Source organism: Flaviflexus ciconiae, assembly GCF_003971195.1.
GTDB classification, from domain to species: domain Bacteria; phylum Actinomycetota; class Actinomycetes; order Actinomycetales; family Actinomycetaceae; genus Flaviflexus; species Flaviflexus ciconiae.
In genome coordinates, this window is sequence record NZ_CP034593.1 from 228,493 (window position 1) to 255,476 (window position 26,984).

A 26,984-nucleotide genomic window follows, 5' to 3' on the forward strand; every position below is an offset into this window, starting at 1 on the left:
CCCCCTAGGTCGCCGCTTTCCTTTGCACTAGAATGATTCATCGTGGCTGAACCCCTGATTCTTGGTATTGAGACCTCCTGCGACGAAACCGGCATCGCCCTCGTGAGAGGGTACGACCTGCTTGCTGACGTGACGGCGTCGTCGATGGACGAGCATGCTCGCTACGGTGGCATCATCCCCGAGATTGCTTCCCGCGCACACCTTGAGTCCTTCGTGCCTACCCTCGACGCAACCCTTGAGAAGGCCGATGTGGACCTGTCCGAGGTTGATGCCATCGCGGTGACCGCAGGTCCGGGCCTCGTTGGCTCACTCACCGTCGGTGTGTCTGCCGCCAAGGCACTCGCCTTGGCGTTAAATAAGCCGCTGTACGGCGTCAACCACATCATCGGCCACATTGCTGTCGATGAGCTCGTGAACGGCCCGATCCTCGAGAACTCCGTTGGCCTCGTCGTCTCCGGTGGACACTCCTCACTCCTCAAGATCGGGAACATCGCAACCGAAGTTGAAGAGCTTGGTGCCACGCTTGATGATGCCGCGGGGGAGGCCTTCGACAAGGTTGGCCGCCTCCTCGGCCTGCCCTACCCGGGTGGCCCCCACATCGACCGTCTCTCCAAAGAGGGTGATCGGACCGCGATCCGCTTCCCGCGTGGCCTTGTTGGCGGCCGCCACAAGGAAAAGCACCAGTACGACTTCTCTTTCTCCGGACTCAAAACCGCAGTGGCCCGCTACATCGAAGGTCTCGAAGAAGCCGGTACGGAACTGCCTGTCACCGATATTGCGGCAGGCTTCTCCGAATCCGTAGCTGACGTTCTTTCCTCAAAGGCAATTGCTGCCTGCGAGACCAAGGGAACTGACACCCTCATTATTGGCGGCGGCTTCTCAGCTAATTCCCGCTTGCGTGAGCTCATCACCGAGCGCGCACAGAAAGCGGGAGTAACGGTGAGGATCCCCCCGATCCGCTACTGCACTGACAACGGTGCCATGATCGCAGCTCTCGGATCCGCCCTCGTCCGTGCCGGCGTCTCACCCTCGGGACTCGGCATCACGGTGGATACGGGGATGCCCATGGACGTCATTAGGGCCTGAAACTGTCAACGCCGCACTGAGCGTTATTCGGCTTGACCGCAAATCAGAGAGAATCTCGGTGCACCCACCTCAGGGGATTTGATTAAGCGGCCTATGGTGATTTGCTGAACGGGCCCAACGCGAGCTGAATGGGCCCAAGGCGATGGGAAAATGACTAGGTGTTGATGGTACTGCTGGTGCTCCTTGCTTGAGCCATCTGTTTATTGCGGATGCCTTTAGAGATCTTTGCCTAGGGTTGGATTCTGCTGACCAGTAGGGCATTTCTTGAACGAAGGAGCGGTGTCAGTATCAGCGTTGCCGACTCTGTGCCCTTGAGTTTCAACCGCTTCCGCAGTGTCTCTGGAGAGATCTCGAGACCCCGCTTTTTGATCTCAACCGTGCCGATATGTCGGTTGGAGAGCTCCCGTGCCAGCTTCTTCTCCTGAAGGGGAAGGACGTCGATGACCTCGAATGCGGTGAGGAACGGGGAATCGATCCGAGAATTCCCGGTTAGATAGGCGATACCCGGGGCAACGGGAGCAAGGTTGAATTGTGTGCAGAGCTGAGCGATACCACCGGCCCTGATAACGGCGGGGTCGGGCTCGTAAATGAACGTGCCGAGCTCCTGCGGTTCCACCATTTCAGCTGGGGTAGTTGGATCGCCTTCGATTATTAGCTCGGCTTCCCCGAGGAGCACGGCACGCCGGCTGGGCTGACCAAGTCCGAGCCAGATGATGGCCTCGATAAGGTCTCCGCCCGATGACAGCCATTCGACCGTCGCGTCATTCGGTAACTGACCGTAGTCAATCCCCGGGGCTACTTTGATGCCGGCGATACGGGTGCGGCGTGCAGCCTCAAGAACTCTCGATAGTGGCGGCCCCCATTCCTCCGGATTGTTGATACGACCCTTAGGGCCCCGCCGTGCCGGATCTGCCCAGAGAGCATCCTCCGTAACATCGAGAAGACCATCGGCTAGCTCCACTGAAGCGTTTGGGAAAGCTACAAGGTTATATCGTGCAATTTGGGCTCGGTCTTCCTCGAGTTCGCGAGCATGAACGGTGAGTCCCGCCTGCGCGAAAGCGAGGGTGTCTGCCCCAATCCCACATCCGACTTCGCGGATCGATTGCACGCCCGCACTAAGGAATTGTTCTGCATGATGCTTGGCAGCATCCGGCCTGCTGGCCTGCTCCAAGCCGTCGGAGGTGAACAGCATCGTGTGAGCGCGTTCGCCGAACTTTGATTCGGCCTTCTGACGCAGTCTCGCCTGTGTTAAAGCTTCAGAGACTACGTCTGGTTCAAAGCCATCGCCTCGGAGCTTCGTGCTGAGTGCAAAAACATCATCCTCCCGGTACTGCGGATGGGATTCCAGGAGAGACAGGACGCGACGATCTGTTGGGGAGGGCACGGCACCATCCTGCCAGAACGACGCGAGCAAGATTGACCGTGATTAAGTCTGGTCACGGGCAGTACCACCTGCGTATTGTGTCGACCATGGTAAAGCGAGTTGACGACCAGGGCCGTATCGAACCGCCCGTGGGAGCAGGGGAGTGGGAAACGCTGTCGAGCTTCCTTGACTATTTTCGAGACACTCTCGAATGGAAAACCGATGGGCTGACAGATGATCAGCTGCGGCAGAACCTCGAGCCAAGTAGCATGACGCTCGGCGGAATGCTCAAACACATGGCGCTCGTGGAGAAAGAATGGTTCGGACAGTTCCTCTCCGGTGAACCCTACGGTGAGCCGTGGGAGAGCGCTGACTGGGGTGCTGACCCCGACTGGGACTGGAACAGCGCTACCGAAGACTCTGGAGGCGACCTGCGACGTTTGTGGAAAGAGTCTGTCGTTCAATCTCAGAGGCTTGCGCTCGCAGCCTACGAGAACGGCGGGCTTGACGGTGAAGCTACCAAGCAGCCCATGGAGGGCGAGGTGCTGAGGCTCCGATGGATCATGGTGCACATGATCGAGGAATACGCGAGGCATTGCGGACATGCGGATCTGATCCGGGAATCCATCGACGGTCAAACCGGAGATTAAAGAAGGCAGTACGGGTTTCGTTTAGCTGATGCTCGAAACGTGAGGGTATTCGGGAACGTCATAGCGAATAGGTAAGGCCGGGCGTGAAGAAAAAGGGTGTTGCCCGAACCCTCCAAACGGAAAGTGTCAGAGGAACTAAATTTGGCTGGACAGAATCGGTGATTCCGGTGAGTTGGTGCAGGTTGTCTCGCTTATCGCGAACAGTTAGCACTCGAGTTGACCGAGTGCCAATTTCTCTTTAATCTAAATACCAGACGTGGTTAGCCACGCAGGCGTTTAGTTCGACCCCCGCGACGGCGGACGAGGCGTCATCATCTTCCGATTTTACGAAAAGGAGGGGTCCGCGTGTCGGTCTCCATTAAGCCTCTCGAGGATCGCATCGTCATCACCCAGCTAGAAGCTGAGACGACGACTGCCTCGGGTCTCGTTATCCCTGATACAGCCACGGAAAAGCCGCAGGAAGGCAAGGTCGTAGCTGTTGGACCTGGCCGCGTTGACGACAAGGGAACCCGTATCCCCGTCGACGTTGTAGTTGGCGACACCGTCATCTACTCGAAGTACGGCGGCACCGAGGTCAAGTACGGTGGCGATGAGTACCTCATCCTGTCCGCACGCGACGTTCTCGCAGTCGTCGAGAAGTAACACCAAACAGTCAAAGGGGGCGGTCTTCGGACCGCCCCCTTTGCGTGTGCGCACGGCATGGGCGTATGTGGGTTACGGATCAAAATTAGTTGTCTGTCGGAGTGGGCCTATCTGTAACAGCATTCGGGTCGGTGCTATGAGTTCCGTGCTTGCGACGGACGCCCTGACACCTACGCTGATACCCGGTTCCAGGTCGGCAGCGACAAGACTTGCGGTGGTGTGAGAATTAGAGTTGTGAATCCCGCCTATTGCATTTGACAAGAAAAGATGCGGTAAATGGTAGTATTGGATGCTTTGAGATTTAGTTGAGTTCTGAATTTAAAGTAAGTGATAAACGTAAATTTAACAACAGCTTTATTAGATTATAGTCGTTACTATATTTGTGGATGTAGATAGAGTGCTGAACGTCTAATGAGATAAGAATTGTTTAACTGTTGATTAACTTGGTAGAGAATTCTCTGGTGAGCCTTAAAGTGCAGGTGGTGTTCGATGCGTTGAAGAACCATGCTGCGAACGGTGCCACGGTCATTATCGTCCCCCACTCGCTCCACCTGGCTGAAGCATGCGACGAGAGGGTCCGGATATGACAATGAAGGGGCCGAGAATCTGGGACCTCGTTAAAGAATCGACAACGATGGCGCTGATCCAGCGCACCGTCAGTCTTGTCGTCATGATCATCACCGCGATCATGATCATCACGGTCACGCTCACGACCGGACGAACGGCTGGAGCCGAAAGCGACGTCCTGTCGACAATCGATAAGGATCAGACCCGGACATTCATGATCACAACCCCGGCCAGTGCCAATGTCCATCCTGACGTTATTGACCGCATTGATCAGCTGACGGGTATCGAATGGGCAGCCGCCTTTGGACCGGTCGTTGATGTTCAGCCGTTTGACGGTGGACCACCGTATGGGTTGCGGCCCGCCTGGGGTGACATCATGACGGGTTTCAACGAACCAGACTTCGCTTCCAAAGCCACGTCGACATGGATATCTGCCAGAGCCATAGAGGCCCTGCGATTGGATGGGCCGGCCGGTGGGCTAACAGCAGGGGAGTTGCTGACTACGCCATTATTGGCACCCTCGCAGTGCCGGCGGCAGTCAGCTCCTACGAGCCCTGATCGTTGCCGCCCCAGCGCAGTCCGATGAACTCGTTACCTCAATCGTTATCGCTGCTGACCAGCGGAACATGGTAAATCAAGTGTCGGAAAATGCTCTCTCGGTACTCGATGCTGATGACACTTCGGAGATCACGGTCAGCACGAGCGAGTCTCTCGCCCAACTCAGGTTGATCCTCGAAGGAACATTTGGAGAGTGCCGTCGCCCGATGATTCTCATTGTTTTGGCCGTGACAGTCCTTATTGCCGCGACGATCCTGTCCCGTCTTATCGTGCTACGCCGTAAGGACTACGGGCGCCGACGCGCTCTCGGCGCGACGAGAGGGGCGATCATCTACCTTATCCTGTCCCAGCTCACCCAGCTGGCGGTAGTTGGCGTGGCCATTGGTCTACTTGCCTCAATGGGAATCATGAGAGCAAGCGAGACACCGATGCCCGACGGCAACTTCCTGGTTGCGTTTTCCATACTTGCCATCATCACCGTCGAGATCGCAGGAGTCATCCCTGCCCTCATGGCAGCTTACCGTGATCCCCTCGAGGAACTCCGGGTCCCATAGGGAAACAGCAGGCGTTGCCTGTGAGTCCACGTCAGCTGTTGTATACCAAGCAACCGCTGTAGCCACACCGGCCCGAGAGGCCTAGAGCAACCGCTGTAGTCACACCAGCCGCTGATGCCTAGAGCGACCGTTGCATTCACACCTGATGGACAACTGATTGGTTGCGGTGCTCGTTCCGTTGCTAGGAGACTCTCTTGACTCGCTCTGCTGCGATGATCGCGTGGCGTTCTTCTTCGCTCATGCCACCCCACACGCCGTAGGGCTCTTGGGTGTCGAGAGCGTGCTGCCTGCACATCTCCAATACCGGGCATTTCGCACAGACCTTCTTGGCGGCCTCGGCGCGGCGCCTGCGGGGGCCGCCGCGCTCACCCTCCGGGTGGAAGAAGTGATTGGGGTCCATGGATCGGCATAGCCCGTCCAACTGCCACTCCCAATTGTCTGAAAGCGGTCCGGGGAGTCGGTGGATGTCAGCCACGGAGCTTTCACCCCTTCCTAGGTGTCGCGACCGGTGAAATGTCCAGATGATCGAGTTAACCATCTAGTGCCAAGTCGATGTTTGGCGTCATGTCAACGTTTCGTTCGTTTCTCCATTTTTGACCCGGGTACAATTGATGTCAACAGAATTCACGGGGAGTCGGTGGGGAGTGCTTCCCAGACGAGTCTCACACTGAGGAGGATCGCCACTCGAGAAGGAAAGAATTATGGTAGAGGGGTGAGCAACGAGAATCATGACCCCTTTGGCTTTATTGGACTGACCTACGATGATGTCCTCCTGCTTCCCGGAGAGACGGACGTGATCCCGTCCGAGGTGGACACCTCGGCGCGGCTCACCAAGGAAATCAACATCAAGATCCCCCTCGCCTCGGCGGCGATGGACACGGTGACAGAGGCCCGCATGGCGATCGCCATGGCTCGCAACGGCGGCATTGGTATTCTGCACCGCAACCTGTCCATTGAGGACCAGGCCCACCAGGTCGACCTCGTGAAGAGGACCCAGACGGGCAAGATCACGAACCCAGTGACAATCGGCCCCGACGCCACACTCGACGAACTCGATGCTGTCTGCGGCCAGTACCGAGTCTCCGGACTTCCCGTTGTTTCCCCCGACAACAAGCTTCTTGGCATCTGCACGAACCGTGACCTGCGGTTCACACCGGTCGCCGAATGGGGGACGACCCTAGTTCGCGACGTCATGACCTCCGAGGGGCTCATTACCGGCCCCTCCAACATCAGCCACGAAGAAGCAACTTCTCTTCTACGCAAATACAAGCGCGAGCGCCTGCCGCTAGTTGATGAAGACGGTACGCTGACCGGCCTCATCACCGTCAAGGACTTCGTTCGCTCCGAACAGTTCCCGGACGCATCGAAGGACTCCAACGGCCGTCTCCTTGTCGGAGCTGGCGTCGGCTACTTTGGTGACGCCATGCAACGCGCCGAGGCACTCGCAGAAGCAGGCGTTGACGTACTTGTTGTCGATACCGCAAACGGACAAGCCAAGCTTGCCCTCGACATGATTCGTTCCCTCAAGGGATCCCCCGCCTTCGATGACGTCCAGATCATTGGCGGTAACGTCGCAACCTACGAAGGTGCGAAGGCACTTGCCGAGGCCGGTGCGGACGCGGTCAAGGTTGGTGTTGGCCCCGGCTCTATCTGCACAACCCGCGTCGTTGCCGGTGTTGGCGTCCCCCAAATCACCGCGATCTACGAGGCCGCGAAGGCATGTAAGCCGCTCGGTGTTCCCGTGATCGGCGATGGTGGTCTCCAGTACTCCGGTGACATCGCTAAGGCACTCGTGGCCGGTGCAGATTCCGTCATGATCGGCTCTCTCCTCGCAGGCTGCGAAGAGTCGCCCGGTCAGCTTGTTCTCATCAACGGCAAGCAGTACAAGGCATACCGCGGCATGGGATCGCTCGGAGCCATGGCTTCCCGTGGTAAGCAGTCCTTCTCAAAGGACCGCTACTTCCAGGCCGACGTGTCCTCCGACGACAAGATCGTCCCCGAAGGGATCGAAGGCAAGGTCTCCTACAAGGGCACCCTTGGCACCGTCACCCACCAGCTCGTCGGTGGCCTCCACCAGTCAATGTTCTACGTCGGTGCACATAGCATCCCCGAGCTCAAGGAGAAGGGCAAGTTCATCCGGATCACCCCGGCTGGCCTTAAAGAATCCCATCCCCACGACATCACGGCAATCGCCGAGGCACCGAACTACAGCACCAATTAGTTCCGGGATTGGAGAATCAACTAGTTTCAGTATTGGAAAATTCAGCTACTAGTCGTTCTCTGACCTAACAGTCGTTCTCTGAGCTAACAGTCGTTCTCTGAGCTAACAGTCGTTCTCTAAGAACCTCGAGAGGGACCCACTCATTGCAGTGGGTCCTTTTCGTTGACGGGAGCTCTCTCGTTCATTTGTCGAGTGGCCCCGGCTTGATCGACACATTGCCGGAGTGCTGGTCTCCCAACGGACAACTGCCCGAACATGGGATCGCGGGCAGGATTTGGTCGTGGCAGGTGATGTGCGCTGTAAGGATGCGCTGAGTCTCTTCGTGGAGTTCTTGAAGTTGGGGCTGTGGGTTACAGGTAAGTGAACTCTAATGCGAATGAGGGTTTTCTCATCAAAGCTCATGGGTTGCTTTCCTTTTAGGTTTCCATACTGGAATCAACGCGGGGCCGCAGTTGGGCGCGCCGGCGATGTTTCTTGAAAGGGAGCATAGACATGAACATTCATTGGATCCTTGCTGGTGTCGTTATCGCATTCGCACTCACCAGCGTTGCAGGGGAGAAGTCATTACGCCGCCGGCTCACCGACTACCGTCCCACCCAGATCTTTGCTGTCGGAGCCGGAATCATTCTTGCCCCAGCAAATATTAGGGCGGCCCTCGGTGGCTTCTCGCCCACCCTCGAATCGATCACTATCGCAGTAACGTGCGCCGCGATTGTTGGGATCATGCTGACGTACGCACTGCACACGATCCGCAAGTCCCAGGCACCCCAGCCCAGGAGGATCCTGGCGATTGGTGCACATCCGGACGATCTTGAACTTGCTGCCGGCGGCACCCTGGCTCGCCTTGCAGACTCGGGCCACGAAATTAACGCGATTGTTATGAGCACGGGCACCAACGGTGGAGATCCGAAGGTAAGGATCAATGAGGCGAAGGAAGGCGCAGCTTTCCTCGGTATCCGTGACTGCACTGTTTACGACTTTGAGGACACGAACCTTGAGGGTGACATGACGGGCATGATCAAGGCCATCGAGAACAAGATCAGGTCCTTCAACCCGGACATCATCTTCACGCACTCGGCTAATGACCAGCACCAGGACCACCACGCTGTGCACTTGGCAACGCTCCGTGCGGGTCGCCGCCATCCCGCTATCCTCTGCTTCGAATCGCCCTCGGCTACGAGCGAGTTCTCGCCCCAGGTTTTCGTTGACATCGATGACTATGTCGAGGTCAAGAACTCCGCCATCAAAATCCATGACAACCAGAAGAAGAAGCCGTACATGACTGCTGAGCGCGTCTCCGGTATGGCTCACTTCCGTGGCGACCAGGGCAAGCTTGGTAACGCCGAAGGTTTTGAAGCCGTTCGCTTCAATGCGTTCAAGGGGCTTTCTAATGAAGGTACTTCTCACAGGAGCGGGTGGCCCCGCAGGTCGTGCCCTATACCCGCAGCTTATTGCCAAGGGCGTGCGCGTCACACGAGTTGACATGGTTCCCGGTATTGGAGTCGGTCAGGTTCCCGCCGCCCGCGACCCGCTGTTCCTTAAGGCAATCAGCCAGATCATTGCCAGTGAAGGGATCGATGCGATCATCCCAACCGTCCAGGAAGAACTCCCCGTCTTCGCACGTGCCATCCTGCCGATCCCTGTCCTTATCTCATCACCCGACGCCGTTGATACGGCGGATGACAAGTGGCTGACTTACCACGTCCTTAACCGGGCAGGTGTCGCCACCCCGATCTCAAGCACCCCCGAATCGATCAATACGGAGATTCTGGAGATCATGGGGGAGCGCGTTATTTCCAAGCCCCGCATGGGACGTGGCGGACGCGGCGTTACCGTCCACGAGAACCCGCACTCCTGGGAACTTGCCGAGCTACCTGAAGGAATAATCATCCAGGAGTTTGCCGGCGGTGTTGAATATGCTCCGAACGTCTTTATCTCCCCGAACAGGACCGAATGCGTTGTCCTTCAAAAGACTGAACTTGCACACGGGATCCACGGCAACGCCGTGTCGACCGAGGTCGTTGACGACCAAGAGATCGCGGATCTTGCGATCAAGGCCGCCAAGACCCTAGGTATTTTTGGTCCCGCCGATGTTGATATTCGCAGGAAAGACAACGGTGAACCCGTCGTCCTAGAGATTAACGCTCGGTTTGGTGCGAACTCGATGAAGGCCCCGATCATCCTCGAAGCAGCCCTGGAAAGCTACCGCGATGCTCTGCCTCATTTAGGGGTAAACCGCGAGGTGATTGTGTGACCTGGCTAGAGATTCTCGTAGCCATCCCGTTCGTTGTTCTCACGGTCGTTGGGCTACTCATCCCCATGTCCGCGATCCTCGCTGCATTACGACCCAAGGTTGCCCCGGCAACCAAGCACTCGGTGCCCTATGTTTCCGTCATTGTTCCCGCCTACAACGAAGGTGTGGTCCTGGCTGCCTGCCTCGACTCGATCCTGAACTCCGGTTATCAGAAGCTGGAACTCATCGTCGTGGACGATGGGTCGACCGATAACACTGCTGAGGTTATGGCGGAGTACGCGGATCGTGCCATCACGATCTACAAGGAGAACGGCGGTAAGGGCTCCGCCCTCAACGCCGGGATCGCACGCGCCACAGGAGAGATTCTGATCTTCGTTGATGCTGACGGCATCTTCACCCAAGACACCATCCCGAACATGCTTGCTGGCTTCCGCCACAAGTTCGTCGGAGCGGTCTGCGGTAACGACCAGCCGGTCAACACCCACAACGCTCTCACCCGAATCCTTGCCCTCATGACCCACACTGGTACGGGACTGGCACGCCGTGGCCTAGCCCTTCTCGGCATGCTTCCCATTGTTGCCGGTAACTCCGGCGCCTTCCGTGCCTCCGCTATCCGCAAGGTTGGTGGTTTCCGGGAAGATACCCTCGGTGAAGACCTCGAGCTCACGTGGCGAGTGCAGGAAGCCGGATACGAAGTCGAGTTCGCCGCCGATGCGATCGTTCTGGCCGAAGTGCCAGACAACCTGACGGCACTATGGAAGCAGCGCGTCCGGTGGGCCCGCGGCCTTATCCAGACCATCCGCAACCATCGAGCAGAATTCCTGACACCCTTCAGGTCCATGTTCCACCTGTACCTGCCGATCAACGTGTTCTCACAGCTGATCCAGCCCGTCGTACAGTTACTTGCTCTCATAGCTGTCCCGGTTCTGATTATGACGGGAATTGGCACGGGAGTGGGATGGGCGAGCGGGCTCCCCAGCATCTGGATCGTCCTCGGCTTCAGCCTCTCACTGTTCAACATCATCCTTGCCCTCCTTTTGGACAAGGCATGGCGGGACTTCCGACACCTGATCGTCGTTCCCCTGCTCCTACCGTTCTCACTCTTCCTTTCCTGCGTAACCGTCGCAGCTATCTGGAAAGAGTTCACGGGACAAGAACAGAAATGGAACAAGCTTGAACGCACCGGCCTCCAAACAGTCAATGCGTGAATGACATCTACCCCGGTTGCTGCCGGGCAATGACACCAGACTGGCGTGAGTGAAGCGCTCGCGGTACGCCAGGGGCGGGGGCTTACAGCCCCCGCCGAACTGATTCTGCACATGATCAACGATGATCGTGCGGGAGTCGGGGAGGGGTGCGTGGGCGGCTGGTGAGGCTAGTGCCGGCTTGCGCCGCTACCCTGCAGGAGTGAGTCGTTTTCAACGTGATGAGCTTCTGGAACTAGAGAATGCGGGATGGCAGGCACTCTGTGATTCCACGGGAGGTACTTTCTACGGTGACCTCATGACAGAGGATGCTCTCTTTATCCTTGTGAACGGTACTGCTATGACTCGCGAGCAGATCGCGGGCTTGCTAAATGGGGCCCCGGGCTGGGATTCCTATGAGATCACCGATGCTCGGATGATCGAGGTAAGCGAGGACGTTGCCGCCCTTGTTTATCGGGCGACCGCGACTCGTGCTGACTTGCCTGAACCCTTCACGGCAGTCATGACCAGCCTTTACCGGCGTATTGAGGGCCGTCTACGTCTCGCCCTCTACCAGCAGACAACGATCACGCACTGAATCAACGCCGATTTGGCGCGAGTGGAGACGGGGACGATTGCTCAGAGTTGTCGTCAGCTAGCCATAGTCGTCGGTTATTCAGATTCGTCGTCAGGTTGGCCGAGGTCGGAACCGAGGGGCCACGACGGATCAGCGTCTGGGGTACGTCCCTTGCTTGCGAGCCACTCATTGAAGCCCGTTGCCCACTTCTCATGGGCCTGCTTCTGTAGCTCGTGGAGCTTACGGAGGGAGGACACCTTGAGGACAGCGTGCTCCGCAGTCATGGCCTTGAGGAGCTTCAGGGTAGCGACGACATCGTTGTGAGCGTCGTGGAAACCACCAGCATCAATCCGGTAGATGCCGATAAGGGTTTCGAGACGGCGCGGGCCCTTGCGGTACGGATCGAGCAACCTGTCTAAGACGAGCGGATCGAGGACGGGGGAGGGTTCGCCTCCGAGCTGATCGGTGATGGTGGCAAGGCCGTGCCGTGCCAACTCGGATTCCATGAGGCTGAGGTCGAAGGAAGCGTTGAAAGCGACAACGGGATGCTTCTGCTCAAGATGGCTAACAAGAATATCCCGGATCTCAGTGAGTACTTCGATCGGGTCCCTACCTTCGGCGCGCGCCTTTGCGGTGGAAATACCGTGAACTTCTTGAGCTGCCGTTGGAATCTCCACACCTGGATTGGCGAGCCAGCCATAGGTCGTCGGTTCGTCGCCGGTGACGATGATTGAGGCTGTGACCAGGCGAGAGTGCTTCGGGCTCACTCCGGTGGTCTCGGTATCGAAACCGACGAGTGGTCCTTCGGTCCAGTGAGCGCTTGTCGACATGTATTGATTCTACGCGGGCGACGGGCAAATAATCCCTCATCATCGTTACACTGGGATGCATGGTACAAGAGGTAGAAATTGGACGCGGCAAGCGAGCACGGGTTGCCTACACACTCGACAAGGTAGCGGTCGTTCCGTCTAGGCGGACGAGAGACGCGACGGATGTGTCGACAAGCTGGCAAATTGACGCCTACTACCTCGACATTCCAATCATGGCAGCACCCATGGATTCCGTGACCTCCCCGGAAACAGCGATTGCCATGGGTGAGTTCGGCGGCGTGGGCGTTCTCGACCTCGAGGGTCTGTGGACCCGCTACGAGGATCCCACCTCAATCCTTGAAGAGCTTGCAAACATGCCGGCGGATCGGGCCGGTGTCCGCATGCAGGAGGTCTACCGGGAGCCCATTAAGCCCGAGCTCATCACTGCCCGTCTTTCTGAGATTCGGGATGCTGGAGTTACCGTGGCAGGTGCCCTGTCACCACAGCGCACCCAGGAACACTGGCGCGCAGTTGTCGAAGCCGGTGTTGACCTCTTCGTCATTCGCGGCACCACGGTCTCTGCGGAGCACGTCTCCTCCAATCGTGAGCCCCTGAACCTCAAGCGTTTCATCTACGAACTCGACGTGCCCGTTATTGTCGGTGGAGCCGTCACCTACACGGCTGCTCTTCACCTCATGCGTACTGGGGCGGCAGGTGTGCTCGCCGGCTACGGTGGCGGAGCCTCCTCAGCTAACCGCCGCACCATCGGCGTGGCGTCCCCCATGGCAACAATCGTTGCCGACATCGCGGCGGCCCGCCGCGACTACCTCGACGAATCTTCCGGACGTTACGTCCATGTCATCGCTGATGGTTCCGTGTCGTCCTCCGGTGACATCGTTAAGGCTCTTGCCTGCGGTGCGGACGGCGTCATGCTGGGTACGGCTCTTGCTCGTGCTGCCGAGGCCCCCGGACGTGGCTGGCACTGGGGTGCGGAAGCACGCCACCCGAAGCTTCCCCGTGGTGAGCGCGTCTGGGTCGGCAACGAGGGTTCACTCGAATCGATCCTGTTCGGTCCCGCCCACAATGCTCGCGGCGTTTCCAACCTTGTTGGGGCGCTGCGCCACGCTATGGCCTCCTCTGGATACTCGGACCTGAAGGAATTCCAGCGAGTCGAGATCGTCGTCCAGCCCGACTAAGCACTGTCGAAATTCAACCGACTGATCGGCACCTTTAGTATCTAACTGATTCAACATGGCTGAGACCCTGCCCGAGTGGCAGGGTCTCACTGTGGATATAGGACTTGATTCATTGAAATAAGGTCTTGTCGCTGAGATGGACTCTAACCTTAAGGACGAACGTTGAAGGAGGCTCCGATCGTCAACGTTCCAACGGATGTTCCCGGCTAATTCAACGTAGCTTCCTGCCTACTGTTCCGGGTCCTGCCTGCGGCGTAATGCCCCGCCGACAATGCGATGCCCAAACGACAATGCGGTGCACCGCTTACGACCTGGTTTCCTGCCTTTGATATTTATTCTGCCGAGCAGTGAAGTAACGACTGGGGGATTAGGAGCAGCACTTCATTAAGTGAGCTCTTCTCTGAATCCGTGAAGCTAACTTGTTGGGCTTCGCGGTGATGGGGGCGATGGCCAAAGGGCCGTACGCGATTTGGTGAATGTCCGTTTTTGCCGAACCGGGACCATTCGCCATGTTTTCTTCTTCCCGGTGGGGGACAATTGGGACGACACCTCATGACGTCAAAGGAGAAATGAAGTGACTGCAGAATTTCGCATCGAACACGACACGATGGGCGAAGTTAAGGTGCCTGCCAAGGCCCTCTATCGAGCACAGACCCAGCGAGCAGTGGAGAACTTCCCGATCTCGGGCAAGGTATTGACTTCCCACCACATCAGCGCACTCGGACAGGTCAAGCGCGCCGCCGCTCTTGCCAACGCCGAACTCGGTGTCATCGACGAGGATAAGGCCAAGGCTATTGCGGCTGCCGCTGAGCAGGTCATTGCTGGAGACCACGATGGTGAGTTCCCGATCGACGTGTTCCAGACTGGTTCCGGCACGTCCTCGAACATGAACACGAACGAGGTCATCTCGACCATCGCAACCCGCGACTCCGGGATCGAGATCCACCCCAACGACCACGTCAACGCATCCCAGTCCTCGAACGACGTGTTCCCGTCCTCGATCCACATCGCGGCCACGGAAGCAGCTGTCCGCGTTGTTGTTCCCAAGCTCACGGTCCTCGCAGAGTCGCTGGAGAAGAAGGCCGAAGAGTTCAAGGACGTCGTCAAGGCCGGCCGCACCCACCTCATGGATGCAACCCCAATCATGCTTGGCCAGGAGTTCTCGGGCTACGCCCAGCAGATCCGCAACGGCATTAAGCGCGTTGAGGCCACAATCCCGCACCTCGCTGAACTTCCCCTCGGCGGAACCGCCGTCGGCACGGGCATCAACACCCCCGCAGGCTTCTCTGCGCGAGTCATTGAGCTCATTGCCGAGAACACCGGACTTCCGTTCGTTGAGGCCCCGAACCACTTCGAGGCGCAGGCCGCACAGGACTCCCTCGTTGAAGCGTCTGGTGCACTCCGCGTTGTTGCAGTCTCGCTCGTCAAGATCGCGAACGACCTGCGTTGGGCAGGCTCCGGCCCCCGCGCCGGTATTGGCGAAATCAACCTTCCCGACCTTCAGCCGGGATCGTCGATCATGCCGGGCAAGGTTAACCCTGTCCTCCCCGAAGCCACCGTTCAGGTTGCTGCCCAGGTCATCGGTAACGATGCTGCAATCGCCTTCGCGGGCGCTCAGGGTAACTTCGACCTGCTCGTCATGCTCCCCGTCATGGCACAGAACCTCCTCGAGTCGATGAACATCGTCGCGAACGTCTCCGAGGTTCTTGCCGAGCGCTGCATCGATGGCATTACCGCCAACGTTGAGCGCGCGAAGGAGCTTGCTGAGTCCTCACCGTCGATCGTCACCCCGCTCAACCGCATCATCGGTTACGAGAACGCCGCGAAGATCGCGAAGCACTCCGTCAAGGAGAACATCACGGTCCGCCAGGCAGTCATCGATCTTGGTTTTGTTGAGCGTGGCGAGATTACCGAAGAGCAACTGGATGTGGCACTCGATGTTGCGTCAATGACCCGTCCAGCGACGAAGTAAAGTCCCGCGTTTTTGGTAAGGATTCGTAAGGATTTAGCATTCTTATCGATAAGACTGAGGGTTCTTGCATAATTTAATAGAATCTATCTCACAACGAGGCCCCGGAAACGATGCTAGCGCACCGATCCGGGGCCTCGTTGTATTCGCATAAAAAGTGCTCTATGCACAATTTTTCCACTGCTTCTCTGAAGTGTTCGGTATTGCTGACACCGTTTGTTTATATGGATTATGCGCGGGATGCGTGGAGAGTACAGGAAAACGTGGTTCGTACGGCAATAGGAATAGCCTTTGCTTTTGTTGGAGTATTCATCGGTGCGGGATTTGCATCGGGCCAGGAGGCCCTGCAGTACTTCGTGGCTTTTGGCCTTGATGGCATCTGGGGCGGACTCCTCACCGTAGCCTCACTGACTTTTGCTGGACTCGTCATGCTGGCCCTCGGAAGCTACTTTAGGGCAGGGGAGCATTCTGTTGTCTTCACGAAGATCACCCACCCCGCCGTTGCACGGTTCCTTGACGTGGCAATCATGGTGACTCTTTTCGCCACCGGCATGGTCATGATTGCCGGCGCAGGATCCAACCTGGAGCAACAGTTCGGCTGGCTGACGTGGGCCGGTTCCGTTCTCATGGTTATTCTTGTCTGTCTCACGGGACTTCACGACGTTGATCGAGTCACCGTTGTCATCGGTGCCGCCACCCCGGTCATTGTTATCTGCATCGTGGCTGCCTGCGTCTACTCGATCATCAATGCTCCCGGAACTCTTGCGGAGCTTGAACCACAGACTGAACTGGTTGCGACGACACTGCCGAACTGGTGGGTTGCCAGCATCAACTACGTGGGCCTCGGCCTCATGGTGGGTGTCTCCGTGGCGATCGTCATGGGAGGAGCCAACCATTGGCTGAAAGCGTCCGCCATTGGTGGTGCCACCGGCGGCCTCATTGCCGGTCTCCTCATGCTTCTCGCGATCGTCGCCATATTTTTTGCTATCGGTGACGTGTGGGATGCTGAGCTCCCGATCCTTGAGCTCGTCAACCGCATCAGCCCCGTCTTTGGATATGTCATGGCGATCATCGTTTTCGCCATGATCTACAACACCGCGATCGCGATGTTCTACGCCTTCGCTAAGCGCGCCACCGCTAACAAGCCCAAGCAGTTCTGGCCTGTCCTTGTCGCCTCCTCGCTTGTTTCTTTCGCGGTCTCTTTCGTTGGCTTCAGCGAACTCGTTGGCTACGTATACCCGGCCATTGGCTACGTTGGTATGGCACTCCTTGTCATCCTCGGTGTTGCCTGGGTGAAGGGCCGAACCAAGGTCAGGGAAGAGATTGAACGACGCGGTCGCATCCGTTCCCTGATCCGCCGCAAACTCGACCCTGCCAAGCGCTTTACCAAAAGGCATGAGGCCCAACTGTCGGATGAAATCAGTGCCTCTCCCGTTGATGACAGGCATCTGCAAAACGATGCTCACGAATTCGTGCACCGCGAGCTGGTTGCGGATGACTCGGTGGACTACCCTGTTGCGGAAAGCGTCGATGAACCCGTTGCTGTGGTGGAACGCTAACTCCCAGCCAGGCAGCGTCATGGCAGGCAACAGAACCTCGGTAAACCGAATGTGAAGCAGGTTCCTCAGCCGAATAGTGGCACCCAGACCAGAACCACATTCTGAAACCCTGCAAGATTGTTGCTCAACCTGTCATAAGACAGTCTTGTCCCCGCCTAATGCGGCCGGCTGTTGTTGACGTCATAGTGCCAAAAGGTGTTTATGAAGGGTTTCTCATTTAGGTTTCCTTTCCATTTCATTTGTGGGTTGTTTACTTAAAGCATCAAGGGAAGAACAGAACTTCCGAAGAAAGCATGTGAAAGGAAGACACACAATGTCGAAGAAGCTTTGGATTGCAACCGGAACCCTCGGAGTTGTCTCCGTCCTGGCAGGCACTGGCATGGCCGTGGCCGACAACGGTGATGACGTGCAGCGTCCGGCCGGTGTTGAGATTAACGAGAACAACCAGTCTGCACAGACCGCTGGCGAGACCCAGTCGGCACAGTCCACGGTCTCGGCGGTTTCTGCTCAGACCACGGTCTCGGCAGTCTCCACCCAGTCTGCTGTCTCGACCGTTTCCGCTGTCTCCACGGTGTCTGCTGTTTCTGCTAAGTCTGCTGTATCGCCTGTTTCGGCTCCGTCGGCGCAGAGCCCGGCTACTGCGAAGGCTCCGGTTGCTACGAAGGCACCGGCACCGGCTCCGGCTCCGGTGTACTCGGCTCCGTCTCCGGTGTCGGCTCCTTCGCCGGTTTCGGCTCCTTCGCCGGTGTCGGCTCAGTCTGCGGTGTCGGCTCCCTCGGCTGACTCGGGTTACTCCGCTCCTTCTGCTGATTCGGCTGACTAAGCCAGTCTTGATGCAAGGCAAAGTCCCTGCGCAACACTAAATAACTCGTCAATTCCTAAAGGCCCGCCACACGCGGGCCTTTAGCCTTCCCCGGGGCAACTGCGAGTGACAGGGCTAAGCATCGCATGATGACCTGGCTCTGTTGAGTGGATGGATCCGGACTGTGCGAGACTGGGCCGGTGCTAGATGGCAAGGCGGCTGAAGCGCATGCGGCAAAGATGAGGGGACTAGTTACTGCCGGGGTAGACATGTCGGTGGATGCTCGGTTCGTTGATGTTCTCTGCCGGAGGGGATCTCACATACTCGATATTGGGTGTGGGATCGGGAACGCAGTACGTGCGTTGAGGACGGCAGGTCATGAAGCCTACGGAATTGATCCAAGTGAGCGGGTTCTCTCGGTTGCTTATGAGCTTTCGACAGCTGACTGGTTTAGGTCGCTCTCTGCTCAGAGCGTCAGTGTGGATTCTCTGGCACGGGCGGCTTTGCCGGTCGAATACGATGCGATTCTCATGACCGGGAATGTCCCGGCGTTCCTTTCTTCCGAAGAACTTGAATCCGTTATGTGCTCGGTAGCACTTCTTCTCAACGATGGCGGGATTCTTGTTATTGGAACAACCACTGCATCACGCGGGGGCCCACGTGATCAGGATCGAATTGCGGAGAGCGTAGATCTGAAACTCCTGCACCGCTACTCTGACTGGCACCTCACTCCATGGTCTCGGAATTCCCCCTGGACGGTGTCAGTGTTTGGGGGCGAAGGTCAACGAGACTTTGGTAGCGGTCCCGATGGGATATTTACTCTGCCGTAGAGTTCTGTCGGCTATGGATCGGATTTGTCTGACTAACGGATCGGGCTTTTCTGATTAACGGATCGCTCGGTCCCATTGCGGAAAATTAACGTAGCTGTGCACGATCGTTTCGGTGGTTGGTCTGTGCAAACGGGAGCTGTGGCAGTAGCGTAGGGGCGTGGATGTTGCCGGACTTATTCTTGTAGGCCTCGCTATTGCGATTGGCCTCATCGGAACGATTATTCAGCTCTATCCCGGCCTGCCAATTATTCTTATTGCGGTCGGGATATGGGCGGCATTTACCGCCACGGCGGCCGCCTGGTGGGTCTTTGCCGCTGTCGCCCTCCTCATCGTTCTTGCTTACGTCTTATCGTTTGTTATCCCCGCCAAGGTGATGAGAAACGAGGGGACCCCGTGGAGTGCCATGACGGTGGGGATCATCCTCGCATTCATAGGTTTCTTCGTTATCCCCGTTATCGGCATGCCGATCGGCTTTGTCGTCGGTGTTTACGCGGCCGAGTGGTATCGCCTGCGCAGCACTGAGAGGGCATGGGCCCAAACAAAGTCCGCTCTCAAAGGTGTGCTTCTGTCGATCCTCATTGAGCTGATTGCTGGTTCCCTGAGTGCGGGCCTGTGGATTCTCGGGCTCTTCATAACGTAACGAGTCGTTATGGCGTAATACGTTGTTCCCTCGGTGCAGGTCATGTTTGGGAATGATGGAAAGCTACGGGGCCGCGATTATTCGCGGCCCCGGGCTGTTGTCGTTGGTGATTGACTGTCGGTTTCGGCAGTCCGGTGAGTGCCTACAGGCTGTCGACGACGGCGCTAGCGTTGAAGCGGTAGACGTTGGTTTCGCGCTTCTCGAATCCGCAACGCATGTAGAGACGGTTTGCTGCCTCGCGGGTTGGGCGGGAGGTGAGGTCAACTGACTTGGCGCCGAGCTTGTCGGCGTAGGCGACCGCTTCTTCGATGAGTTTGCGGCCGGCTCCCTGGCCGCGGGCGGCCCCAGAGACAACGACGTCCTCGACCCAGGCGCGGAGCCCGGTCGGGATCTTAAACGTGGCAAGGGTCAGCATTCCAACGATTGCATTGGTTTCGTCGTGACGGAATGCAAAAAGGTAGACCATCTCCTGCGCGAGAAGATCATCGACCTGCTCCTCGGTGAGAAGGGAGGCGGACTTGGAGAGCTGCGGGAGCAGCTCATTGATCGCTTCGACAACTTCAGGGGTGGAAACGGTCATCAATTCTACGGACATCGGTAATCCTTCCGGGTCTCTTCGGGTTCCAGTTTGCCACCGCTTGATGATCAATGTGGTGCTCTGAGGACGGTGCGTCCCAAAATTGTCCCCACATCAATAGCCTTTTAGGGGCGACTTTGGTCATGGTGGGCTGGTGCGGCCGGCGACCTTTTGGCAATGGTGGGCGATCTCGCGGGGCCGTAAGGGCGCTTAATCGTCCGGAGTCCGATAGGCTAACAAGCGGATAAATTCGATCGGGAGGGACTCGACACATCATGACCACATCACCTTCGGATTCTTCGCCAGTTCTTGGCGATTACAACAAAGATAATAAGAGGCGAGTCCTCCTCAAGCTTTCGGGAGAAATGTTCGGCGGCGGCGCCGTGGGCCTGGATGTTCAGGTTCTCACCCGCGTGTCCGCCGAGATTAAGGCGGCCGTCAACCAGGGCGTCCAGGTTGCCATTGTCGTTGGTGGAGGTAACTTCTTCCGCGGCGTTGAGCTTCAGAACGCCGGCATGGACCGTGCCCGCGCCGACTACATGGGCATGCTCGGCACCGTTATCAACGCCGTCGCCTTGCAGGACTTCCTTGAGCATGCGGGAGTTCCCTCCCGTGTTCAGACCGCGATCAACATGGCTCAGATCGCGGAGCCCTACATTCCACTCCGTTCGATTCGCCACCTCGAGAAGGGCCGCGTCGTCATCTTCGGTGCCGGCGCTGGCATGCCCTACTTCTCGACCGACACCGTATCTGCGCAGCGCGCTCTCGAGTTGCGTTGCGACGAGATCCTCGTGGGCAAGAACGGCGTCGACGGTGTTTACACGGCTGATCCGAACAAGGATCCGTCAGCGAAGAAGCTTGACTTCCTTACCTACCAGGATGCTCTGGCGAAGGGCCTGCGGGTGGTCGACGCTGCGGCGTTCTCCATGTGCATGGACAACAATATGAATATGCGGATCTTTGGAATGGGAGAAGAAGGTGCGGTCACGCGTGCACTTCTCGGTGAAAAGATCGGTACCGTAGTCTCAACAACTCCACTGGAACAGGACAACTCATGATTGACGACATTCTGCTTGATGCAGAAGACAAAATGGAAAAGGCGATCGAGGTAGCTCGCAACGACTTCTCGAACATCCGCTCGGGCCGTGCCAACGCCGGCATGTTCAACTCGATCCTCGTCGACTACTACGGTGCACCGACGCCGCTTCAGCAGCTCGCGACCGTCGCGATCCCCGAGGCTCGTACCGTGACGATCTCGCCCTACGACCGTAGCTCGATCCAGGCGATCGACAAGGCCCTGCGCGAGTCCGATCTGGGAGTGAACCCGACCGACGACGGTCAGTTCCTGCGTATCAACCTGCCCCCGCTCACGGAGGAGCGTCGCCGCGACTACGTGAAGCTGGCCCGCACGAAGGCTGAGGACGCTCGTATCACGATCCGTTCGATCCGCCGCAAGGCCAAGGAAGAGCTCGACCGCATCAAGAAGGACGGCGAGGCCGGCGAGGACGAGGTCGAGCGCGCCGAGAAGGAACTCGAGTCCGTCACCAAGCGTCACACGGACCTTGTTGACCAGATCCTTGACGCCAAGGAAAAGGACCTTCTCGAAGTCTGACATGGAAGCTGTCAAAGGTGATGCGTGGCTGGGGAAGCTCGCACCGAGACCCCCTAAACCACCGGCACCTACCGAGTCGCGGGCAGGAAGGAACCTGCCCGCGGCCATCATCACAGCACTGGCCCTCCTTGGAGCCGTGGGCCTGTCGCTGTTCGTCTGGATCGACAGCTTCATCGTGCTCGTCGCACTGTTCATGATGGTGGGGCTGTGGGAAGCCGCAGGAGCATTCTCCACCCGCGGGTTCTACATCCCGGTCCTACCACTGTGGATCTCCGCGGCTGGCATAGCAGCCGCAACCTGGTTCTACGCCGACGTTGGCCTGCTCGTCACGTTCTCATTCGCTGCCATGCTCGTCATAGCGTGGCGGTTTAGAGCCGGCGGGAAGTGGGCAGCACGCGACTGTGCAGCCGGTGTTTTCGCGCTTTCCTGGATTGGCCTGCTCGGCGGTTTTGCCGTGCTGCTTGCCGGCATGGAGAACGGTGCCTGGGCAGTCATTACCTTTGTTATCTTGCCCGTGGCATCGGATACTGGCGGCTACTTCGCCGGTGTCCTGTTTGGCAAGCATCCGATGGCGCCGACGATCTCGCCTAAGAAGTCTTGGGAAGGTTTCGCCGGTTCAATCATCACCGCCATGATCATCGGCGTGCTCTGCGCGCACTTCGCTCTCGACATTCCGGCCTGGTGGGGAATTATCCTCGGCGTGTGCTGCACAATCGCGGGAACCGCAGGAGATCTATCCGAGTCGCTCCTCAAGAGAGACCTGGGCGTGAAAGATATGGGGTCGATCTTCCCCGGGCACGGTGGCGTGCTCGACCGCGTCGACTCGATCCTCGTGTGCGCACCGGTTGTCTACATTCTGCTTCTTGCGGCCACGGGCGGCTTCGCGGCGTAGCCGACCGGCTGTTTCATCAGCCGCGCATGGCTCCGTAAGGCAACGACTTGTTGCGCCTCTGCGAATTCAATGATTTGTTGCTTTTCGATGCTTGACCGCATCGTTGACTGAGTCACTTGCCTTTCGTGAGCGTGACGGACCTTTCTTATCTGTGGGTGTCAACTCCCAGTCTCATTTGAGAGACTTGGCGGGTGACTAACTCGAAGCCCCGCCAGGTCAGGCCCGCCGTCGAATCCGGACCCCGTCCGGTCCTTACGTTCACCGCGCAGCGACGCGGCAAGCCTCCCCGCCATTTTGCCGACCTTTCGGTCGAGGAGCGGAAGGAGGTCGCTGAGAAACTTGAGATTCCAGGGTTCCGCATGGACCAGATCGCCAGGCAGTACTACGTGCACCGCAACGCGGACACGTCAACAATGACCGACCTGCCGGCGGCGGACCGCGAACGCCTCGGCGAGGTTCTGTTCCCGCCGCTCCTTGAGAAGGTCCGCGACCTCGAAGCAGACGGTGGTTCGACCGTGAAGACTCTGTGGAAAATGCATGACGGCGTCATGGTTGAATCCGTTCTCATGCGCTACCCGGACCGGGCCACCCTGTGCGTGTCCTCCCAGGCCGGTTGTGGCATGGCGTGCCCGTTCTGCGCAACCGGACAGCAGGGTTTCACCCGCAATCTCTCCACGGCTGAAATCATGGAGCAAATCCGCCAGGCCCACCTCGCGTGCGAGCGCGGCGACCTGGGCGAAAAGGTTCGCCTCACCAACATTGTGTTCATGGGCATGGGGGAGCCCATGGTCAACTTCAAGGCCGTGTTCAACTCGCTGCACCGGATCTGCGATCCGGCACCCTCCGGGTTCGGCATGTCTGCGCGCGGTGTCACCGTGTCCACCGTTGGACTTGTTCCCGGTATCAACAAGCTCGGGGATCTCGGCCTGCCCGTCACACTCGCCGTCTCACTCCACGCTCCCGACGATGACCTGCGGGATGATCTCATCCCGATCAACTCACGGTTCAAGGTCAAGGAGCTCCTCGACGCATCACGCGAATACTTCGTGAAGACCGGTAGGCGCGTCTCCATCGAATACGCCCTGATCAAGGACATGAACGACCACCAGTGGCGCGCCCAGGCACTCGCAGATGAACTGAACAAGCGTGGGCACGGGTGGGCGCACGTGAACCCCATCCCGCTGAACCCCACCCCGGGATCGATCTGGACCTCGTCGACACGGCGTGCGCAGGACACCTTTGTGCAAACTCTGCGCGATAATGGGATCCAGACAACGATCCGTGACACGCGCGGCTCCGATATCGACGGCGCGTGCGGACAGCTGGCAGCGGAACTGGTTGCCCAGAAAGGCCGGGGATAGTGGCAACGTTTGCGAAGACTGGTGTGTGGCGACGAGGTTATGACATCGATGCCGTGGACGCCTTCTTTGACAAAGCAAAGAAGCTCTACCAGGAAGAAGAACTGTCCGTAGAGCTCGAAGTTGAGAAGATCCGGACCGTGGCGTTCAAACTCGTTCGCAACGGATATGATACCTCCGAGGTCGACCATGCCTTGGACCGGCTCGAGCAGGCCTGCTGGCAGCGGCAACGCGCCCAGGTCGTCTCCGGCGTGGGAAGCCAGGAATGGCTGACCCGGGCCTACGAATCGGCTTCCTCCCTCTACCCGCGCCTGAATAGGCCAAGGGGAGAGCGCTTCAGGGCCCCGAATAAAGGGCAGGGCTACAAGAGGCCCGAAGTTGATGACCTCCTCGATCGCCTCGCGCTCTACTTCGATGGCAAGGGTGACATGAGCGCGGGGGAGGTTACGAACTCCTCGTTCACCATGACTCGCAAGTCCAACGGCTACGACGTTGCCGTTGTTGACGTCTATCTCGATCGGGCCAGCAGTGTCCTCCAGGCAGTCGAATGATCGACATTGTCATTCTCGGCTCCACCGGGTCGATCGGAACCCAAGCTCTTGACGTCGCCCGGCAGCAGGGCAACTTCAACGTTCGTGGACTATCGGCAGGCGGCGGGAATCTCGCGCTCCTCGCACAGCAAGCAGCGGAGTTTAACGTGCCGGTCGTTGGTATCGCGGATCCTTCGAAAGCCGATGAACTAGCGCAGGCACTGAAGAGCGCTGGTTCCGAAGCTGAGATTATGACGGGCGAGAATGCATCCGAGCAGATCGGGGCCCTAGTTCCGAGCGGTACCGTCCTCAACGGCATCACCGGCTCCATCGGCCTCAAACCCACCCTCGCAGCGTTGCGTGCGGGATCCACCCTTGCGCTTGCGAATAAGGAATCGATGGTGGCGGGAGGAACTCTCGTCAAGGAAGCCATGACCCGGCCGGGGCAGATCGTGCCCGTTGACTCCGAACATTCCGCGATCGCCCAGGCGCTCCTTGGTGGCAGGCACGAGAAGGGCCTCACCTCACCGGTCGTGACCGGGAAATCCGAGGTAAAGAAGCTTGTTCTGACCGCCTCCGGCGGTCCGTTCCGCGGCAAGAAGCGCGATGAGCTAACCGGAGTGACGGCCGAGCAGGCTCTCAAGCACCCGACGTGGGCCATGGGACCCGTTGTCACCATCAACTCCTCGTCGCTCATGAACAAGGGCCTCGAACTCATCGAAGCATCCCTGCTGTTCGATATTGACCCGGACGACATTGTCCCCGTCGTTCACCCGCAGTCGGTCATTCATTCCATGGTCGAGTTCATTGATGGATCGACACTTGCCCAGGCATCGCCGCCCGACATGAAACTTCCGATTGCTCTCGGGCTGACCTGGCCGGAGCGCATGGAAGGGATCGCTACCCCCTGCTCGTGGGACAGCCCCGTCCAGTGGACGTTCGAGCCGGTCGACCACGAAACCTTCCCTGCACTCAGCCTCGCGAAGCAGGCACTCAAGGCGGGCCCCCTCCATCCGGCTGTCCTGAATGCCGCCAACGAAGAGGCCGTCGATGCGTTCCTTCGTGGCAGGCTCGGCTACCTCGAGATGGCGTCCCTTGTTGAACAGGTGCTCGGAGAATTTGATTCCCCATCCGTAATCACCCTCGATGAGGTTGCCGCAGCCGAAGACTGGGCGCGTGCCCGGGCACGGGAGATTGCCGCGTGACCATCACCGGACTCATTGTCCTCATCATCGGGATCATCCTTGCCATTGCCCTCCACGAGCTTGGCCACCTCATTCCCGCCAAGCTTTTCGGAGTGAAAGTCCCGAGATACTTCATCGGATTCGGTCCGACACTGTTCTCGAAAACAATTAACGGAACAGAGTACGGGGTGAAAGCAATAGCGCTTGGCGGCTTTGTTTCCCTCTCGGGCATGTATGCCCCATCCAAACCCGGCGCGAAGATCACGAACCGCAAGGGGCAGCTGACGCTCGCCGAAGAAGTGCGGCAAGTATCTGCGGAAGAGCTGGAACCGGGGAGGAAGATCGGGCGTTCTACAAGCTGTCGGTCCCGAAGAAGCTTGCCGTCATGTTCGGCGGTCCCTTCGTTAACCTCCTGATCGCTCTTGTTCTTTCCGCTGTTCTCCTCGTCGGAGTGGGCGCCCCGGCGCTCCTGTCCCAGGTCGGTTCGGTTGCCGAATGCGTGAGCTCGGCCGAATGCACTGACTCCGACCCACAAGGTCCCGCTTCCCAAGCCGGCCTACAACCGGGCGATGAGATTGTCTCCTGGGGCGGTAATGAAACCGAGTCCTGGAACGATGTGCAGCAGGCTATTACCCGCGGCGAGGCGGCCCCGACCGACGTTGTTATCGAACGCGACGGGGAGCGCATGACGCTCACGGTCACGCCTGTTATGCAGGAGAGGCCCGTCGTTGACGCGGAGGGTAACCCGGTCATGGACGGCGATGACTACGTCACCGCTCCCGTGCCCTATGTTGGTATCTCACCCGCAATCGGATTGGAGAAGCAGTCCCTATCGGAGGCGCCTTCGTACCTTGGCAACATGCTGTGGCAGACCGCAGGAATCATTGTTCGCCTGCCCCAGCAGCTGTGGAACCTGACCTCCGATTTTGTGACGGGCCAGGAACGCGACCAGACCGGGATCGTCGGCATCGTCGGTGTCGCCCAGGTAGCCGGTCAGATCACCGGCGCCGATATCGAAGGCTATTCGGGTCTAGAAAAGTCGGCCGATCTCATCAACCTGCTGGTTGCGCTCAACATTTCGCTGTTTGCGTTCAACATGCTTCCGCTCCTGCCACTCGATGGTGGCCACATTGCAGGGGCCCTTTACGAGGGAGCAAGACGCCAGTGGGCGAAGCTCCGCGGCAAGCCAGATCCGGGACCCGCGGACACGGCGAGGCTCATGCCGCTCAGCTACGTCGTTGCTGGCGCGTTTATCCTCATGACCGTGATCCTTGTCGTCGTTGACGTTTTCAACCCGATCAGTCTCTACTGATCGCTGGCTGCAAGTTGATCGCCGGCCACAAGCTGGTCTTCGACTGTCGTCCAACTGC

At 58.3% G+C, this 26,984-nt stretch carries 29 protein-coding genes; 25 read left to right on the top strand and 4 right to left on the bottom strand.

All coding sequences use genetic code 11. The annotated features are described in order from the left end of the window. Window positions 1-42 precede the first annotated feature (42 nt). Complete coding sequence (tsaD, locus tag EJ997_RS01075; RefSeq protein ID WP_126702935.1) at window positions 43-1,086, top strand: tRNA (adenosine(37)-N6)-threonylcarbamoyltransferase complex transferase subunit TsaD; 1,044 nt, start codon at window positions 43-45, stop codon at window positions 1,084-1,086. 229 nt (window positions 1,087-1,315) lie between these two features. On the opposite strand, the gene EJ997_RS01080 is transcribed toward tsaD, so the two are convergent. Then, window positions 1,316-2,470: a class I SAM-dependent methyltransferase gene (locus EJ997_RS01080; protein WP_126702936.1), complete on the bottom strand. Its 1,155-nt coding sequence runs from the start codon at window positions 2,468-2,470 to the stop codon at window positions 1,316-1,318. A gap of 86 nt (window positions 2,471-2,556) precedes the next feature. On the opposite strand from EJ997_RS01080, the gene EJ997_RS01085 reads away from it, so the two are divergent. The 5 genes from EJ997_RS01085 (at window position 2,557) to EJ997_RS01100 (ending at window position 5,420) form a co-directional block, all read left to right on the top strand. Then, on the top strand, window positions 2,557-3,099 hold the full coding sequence (locus EJ997_RS01085) for a DinB family protein (protein WP_206501734.1): 543 nt from the start codon (window positions 2,557-2,559) through the stop codon (window positions 3,097-3,099). Between the two features lie 345 nt (window positions 3,100-3,444). Further along, window positions 3,445-3,741: a co-chaperone GroES gene (gene groES / locus EJ997_RS01090; RefSeq protein WP_126702938.1), complete on the top strand. Its 297-nt coding sequence runs from the start codon at window positions 3,445-3,447 to the stop codon at window positions 3,739-3,741. Between the two features lie 461 nt (window positions 3,742-4,202). Further along, the gene (locus tag EJ997_RS13670) at window positions 4,203-4,328 is read left to right on the top strand and encodes a hypothetical protein (RefSeq protein WP_265936833.1); all 126 of its coding nucleotides are present in this window, start codon (window positions 4,203-4,205) and stop codon (window positions 4,326-4,328) included. Further along, on the top strand, window positions 4,325-4,894 hold the full coding sequence (locus EJ997_RS01095; protein ID WP_126702939.1) for a hypothetical protein: 570 nt from the start codon (window positions 4,325-4,327) through the stop codon (window positions 4,892-4,894). Before EJ997_RS13670 ends, EJ997_RS01095 begins: the two co-directional genes overlap by 4 nt. A gap of 40 nt (window positions 4,895-4,934) precedes the next feature. Further along, window positions 4,935-5,420, top strand: coding sequence for an ABC transporter permease (locus EJ997_RS01100; RefSeq protein ID WP_126702940.1), 486 nt, complete (start codon window positions 4,935-4,937; stop codon window positions 5,418-5,420). Between the two features lie 181 nt (window positions 5,421-5,601). On the opposite strand, the gene EJ997_RS01105 is transcribed toward EJ997_RS01100, so the two are convergent. Further along, on the bottom strand, window positions 5,602-5,895 hold the full coding sequence (locus EJ997_RS01105; RefSeq protein WP_126702941.1) for a WhiB family transcriptional regulator: 294 nt from the start codon (window positions 5,893-5,895) through the stop codon (window positions 5,602-5,604). Window positions 5,896-6,132: 237 nt separating this feature from the next. On the opposite strand from EJ997_RS01105, the gene guaB reads away from it, so the two are divergent. The 5 genes from guaB (at window position 6,133) to EJ997_RS01130 (ending at window position 11,677) form a co-directional block, all read left to right on the top strand. Next, window positions 6,133-7,641 (top strand): IMP dehydrogenase, encoded by a 1,509-nt coding sequence (gene guaB, locus EJ997_RS01110; RefSeq protein ID WP_126702942.1) that lies wholly within the window; start codon window positions 6,133-6,135, stop codon window positions 7,639-7,641. 492 nt (window positions 7,642-8,133) lie between these two features. Then, window positions 8,134-9,123 carry a PIG-L deacetylase family protein gene (locus EJ997_RS01115; protein ID WP_126702943.1) on the top strand — a complete coding sequence of 330 codons (990 nt, stop codon included), beginning with the start codon at window positions 8,134-8,136 and terminating at the stop codon, window positions 9,121-9,123. A gap of 1 nt (window position 9,124) precedes the next feature. Beyond that, entirely contained in the window at window positions 9,125-9,895 is a 771-nt protein-coding gene (locus tag EJ997_RS01120; protein ID WP_164719669.1) for an ATP-grasp domain-containing protein, read from the top strand. Beyond that, entirely contained in the window at window positions 9,892-11,103 is a 1,212-nt protein-coding gene (locus tag EJ997_RS01125) for a glycosyltransferase (RefSeq protein WP_126702945.1), read from the top strand. The genes EJ997_RS01120 and EJ997_RS01125 overlap by 4 nt, the downstream gene beginning before the upstream one ends. A 199-nt stretch (window positions 11,104-11,302) precedes the next feature. Further along, window positions 11,303-11,677 carry a nuclear transport factor 2 family protein gene (locus EJ997_RS01130; protein ID WP_206501735.1) on the top strand — a complete coding sequence of 125 codons (375 nt, stop codon included), beginning with the start codon at window positions 11,303-11,305 and terminating at the stop codon, window positions 11,675-11,677. Between the two features lie 74 nt (window positions 11,678-11,751). Here EJ997_RS01130 and EJ997_RS01135 read toward each other — a convergent pair whose 3' ends face one another. Beyond that, complete coding sequence (locus tag EJ997_RS01135) at window positions 11,752-12,486, bottom strand: exonuclease domain-containing protein (RefSeq protein ID WP_126702947.1); 735 nt, start codon at window positions 12,484-12,486, stop codon at window positions 11,752-11,754. Window positions 12,487-12,545: 59 nt separating this feature from the next. Here EJ997_RS01135 and EJ997_RS01140 point away from each other — a divergent pair, with 59 nt between their 5' ends. From EJ997_RS01140 to EJ997_RS01165, 6 genes are all read left to right on the top strand, one after another. After that, the gene (locus tag EJ997_RS01140) at window positions 12,546-13,661 is read left to right on the top strand and encodes a GuaB3 family IMP dehydrogenase-related protein (protein ID WP_126702948.1); all 1,116 of its coding nucleotides are present in this window, start codon (window positions 12,546-12,548) and stop codon (window positions 13,659-13,661) included. 574 nt (window positions 13,662-14,235) lie between these two features. Next, entirely contained in the window at window positions 14,236-15,633 is a 1,398-nt protein-coding gene (locus EJ997_RS01145; protein WP_126702949.1) for a class II fumarate hydratase, read from the top strand. Between the two features lie 221 nt (window positions 15,634-15,854). After that, window positions 15,855-17,189, top strand: coding sequence for a YkvI family membrane protein (locus EJ997_RS01150; RefSeq protein ID WP_126702950.1), 1,335 nt, complete (start codon window positions 15,855-15,857; stop codon window positions 17,187-17,189). 313 nt (window positions 17,190-17,502) lie between these two features. Continuing rightward, window positions 17,503-18,012 carry a hypothetical protein gene (locus EJ997_RS12800; protein WP_164719671.1) on the top strand — a complete coding sequence of 170 codons (510 nt, stop codon included), beginning with the start codon at window positions 17,503-17,505 and terminating at the stop codon, window positions 18,010-18,012. A 179-nt stretch (window positions 18,013-18,191) separates the two neighbouring features. Then, complete coding sequence (locus EJ997_RS01160; protein WP_206501736.1) at window positions 18,192-18,821, top strand: class I SAM-dependent methyltransferase; 630 nt, start codon at window positions 18,192-18,194, stop codon at window positions 18,819-18,821. Between the two features lie 157 nt (window positions 18,822-18,978). Next, window positions 18,979-19,461 (top strand): DUF456 domain-containing protein, encoded by a 483-nt coding sequence (locus EJ997_RS01165; protein ID WP_126702951.1) that lies wholly within the window; start codon window positions 18,979-18,981, stop codon window positions 19,459-19,461. Between the two features lie 142 nt (window positions 19,462-19,603). On the opposite strand, the gene EJ997_RS01170 is transcribed toward EJ997_RS01165, so the two are convergent. Further along, a complete protein-coding gene (locus tag EJ997_RS01170) occupies window positions 19,604-20,056 on the bottom strand; it encodes a GNAT family N-acetyltransferase (RefSeq protein WP_126702952.1) in 453 nt (150 codons plus the stop codon). 257 nt (window positions 20,057-20,313) lie between these two features. Here EJ997_RS01170 and pyrH point away from each other — a divergent pair, with 257 nt between their 5' ends. The 8 genes from pyrH to EJ997_RS01205 all read left to right on the top strand — a co-directional run bounded on the left by pyrH (window position 20,314) and on the right by EJ997_RS01205 (window position 26,926). Next, window positions 20,314-21,096, top strand: coding sequence for a UMP kinase (gene pyrH / locus EJ997_RS01175; RefSeq protein WP_126702953.1), 783 nt, complete (start codon window positions 20,314-20,316; stop codon window positions 21,094-21,096). Beyond that, entirely contained in the window at window positions 21,093-21,650 is a 558-nt protein-coding gene (frr, locus tag EJ997_RS01180) for a ribosome recycling factor (RefSeq protein ID WP_126702954.1), read from the top strand. Before pyrH ends, frr begins: the two co-directional genes overlap by 4 nt. Window position 21,651: 1 nt before the next feature. Then, window positions 21,652-22,542, top strand: a complete 891-nt coding sequence (locus tag EJ997_RS01185) for a phosphatidate cytidylyltransferase (RefSeq protein WP_126702955.1) — start codon at window positions 21,652-21,654, stop codon at window positions 22,540-22,542. A gap of 191 nt (window positions 22,543-22,733) precedes the next feature. Continuing rightward, window positions 22,734-23,903 carry a 23S rRNA (adenine(2503)-C(2))-methyltransferase RlmN gene (rlmN, locus tag EJ997_RS01190; protein ID WP_126702956.1) on the top strand — a complete coding sequence of 390 codons (1,170 nt, stop codon included), beginning with the start codon at window positions 22,734-22,736 and terminating at the stop codon, window positions 23,901-23,903. Continuing rightward, on the top strand, window positions 23,903-24,451 hold the full coding sequence (locus EJ997_RS01195; protein WP_164719673.1) for a DivIVA domain-containing protein: 549 nt from the start codon (window positions 23,903-23,905) through the stop codon (window positions 24,449-24,451). Before rlmN ends, EJ997_RS01195 begins: the two co-directional genes overlap by 1 nt. After that, entirely contained in the window at window positions 24,448-25,635 is a 1,188-nt protein-coding gene (dxr, locus tag EJ997_RS01200; protein ID WP_126702958.1) for a 1-deoxy-D-xylulose-5-phosphate reductoisomerase, read from the top strand. Before EJ997_RS01195 ends, dxr begins: the two co-directional genes overlap by 4 nt. Continuing rightward, window positions 25,632-26,030, top strand: a complete 399-nt coding sequence (locus EJ997_RS13880) for a site-2 protease family protein (protein ID WP_323052620.1) — start codon at window positions 25,632-25,634, stop codon at window positions 26,028-26,030. The genes dxr and EJ997_RS13880 overlap by 4 nt, the downstream gene beginning before the upstream one ends. Continuing rightward, window positions 25,925-26,926 carry a M50 family metallopeptidase gene (locus EJ997_RS01205; protein ID WP_323052645.1) on the top strand — a complete coding sequence of 334 codons (1,002 nt, stop codon included), beginning with the start codon at window positions 25,925-25,927 and terminating at the stop codon, window positions 26,924-26,926. Before EJ997_RS13880 ends, EJ997_RS01205 begins: the two co-directional genes overlap by 106 nt. Window positions 26,927-26,984 lie beyond the last annotated feature (58 nt).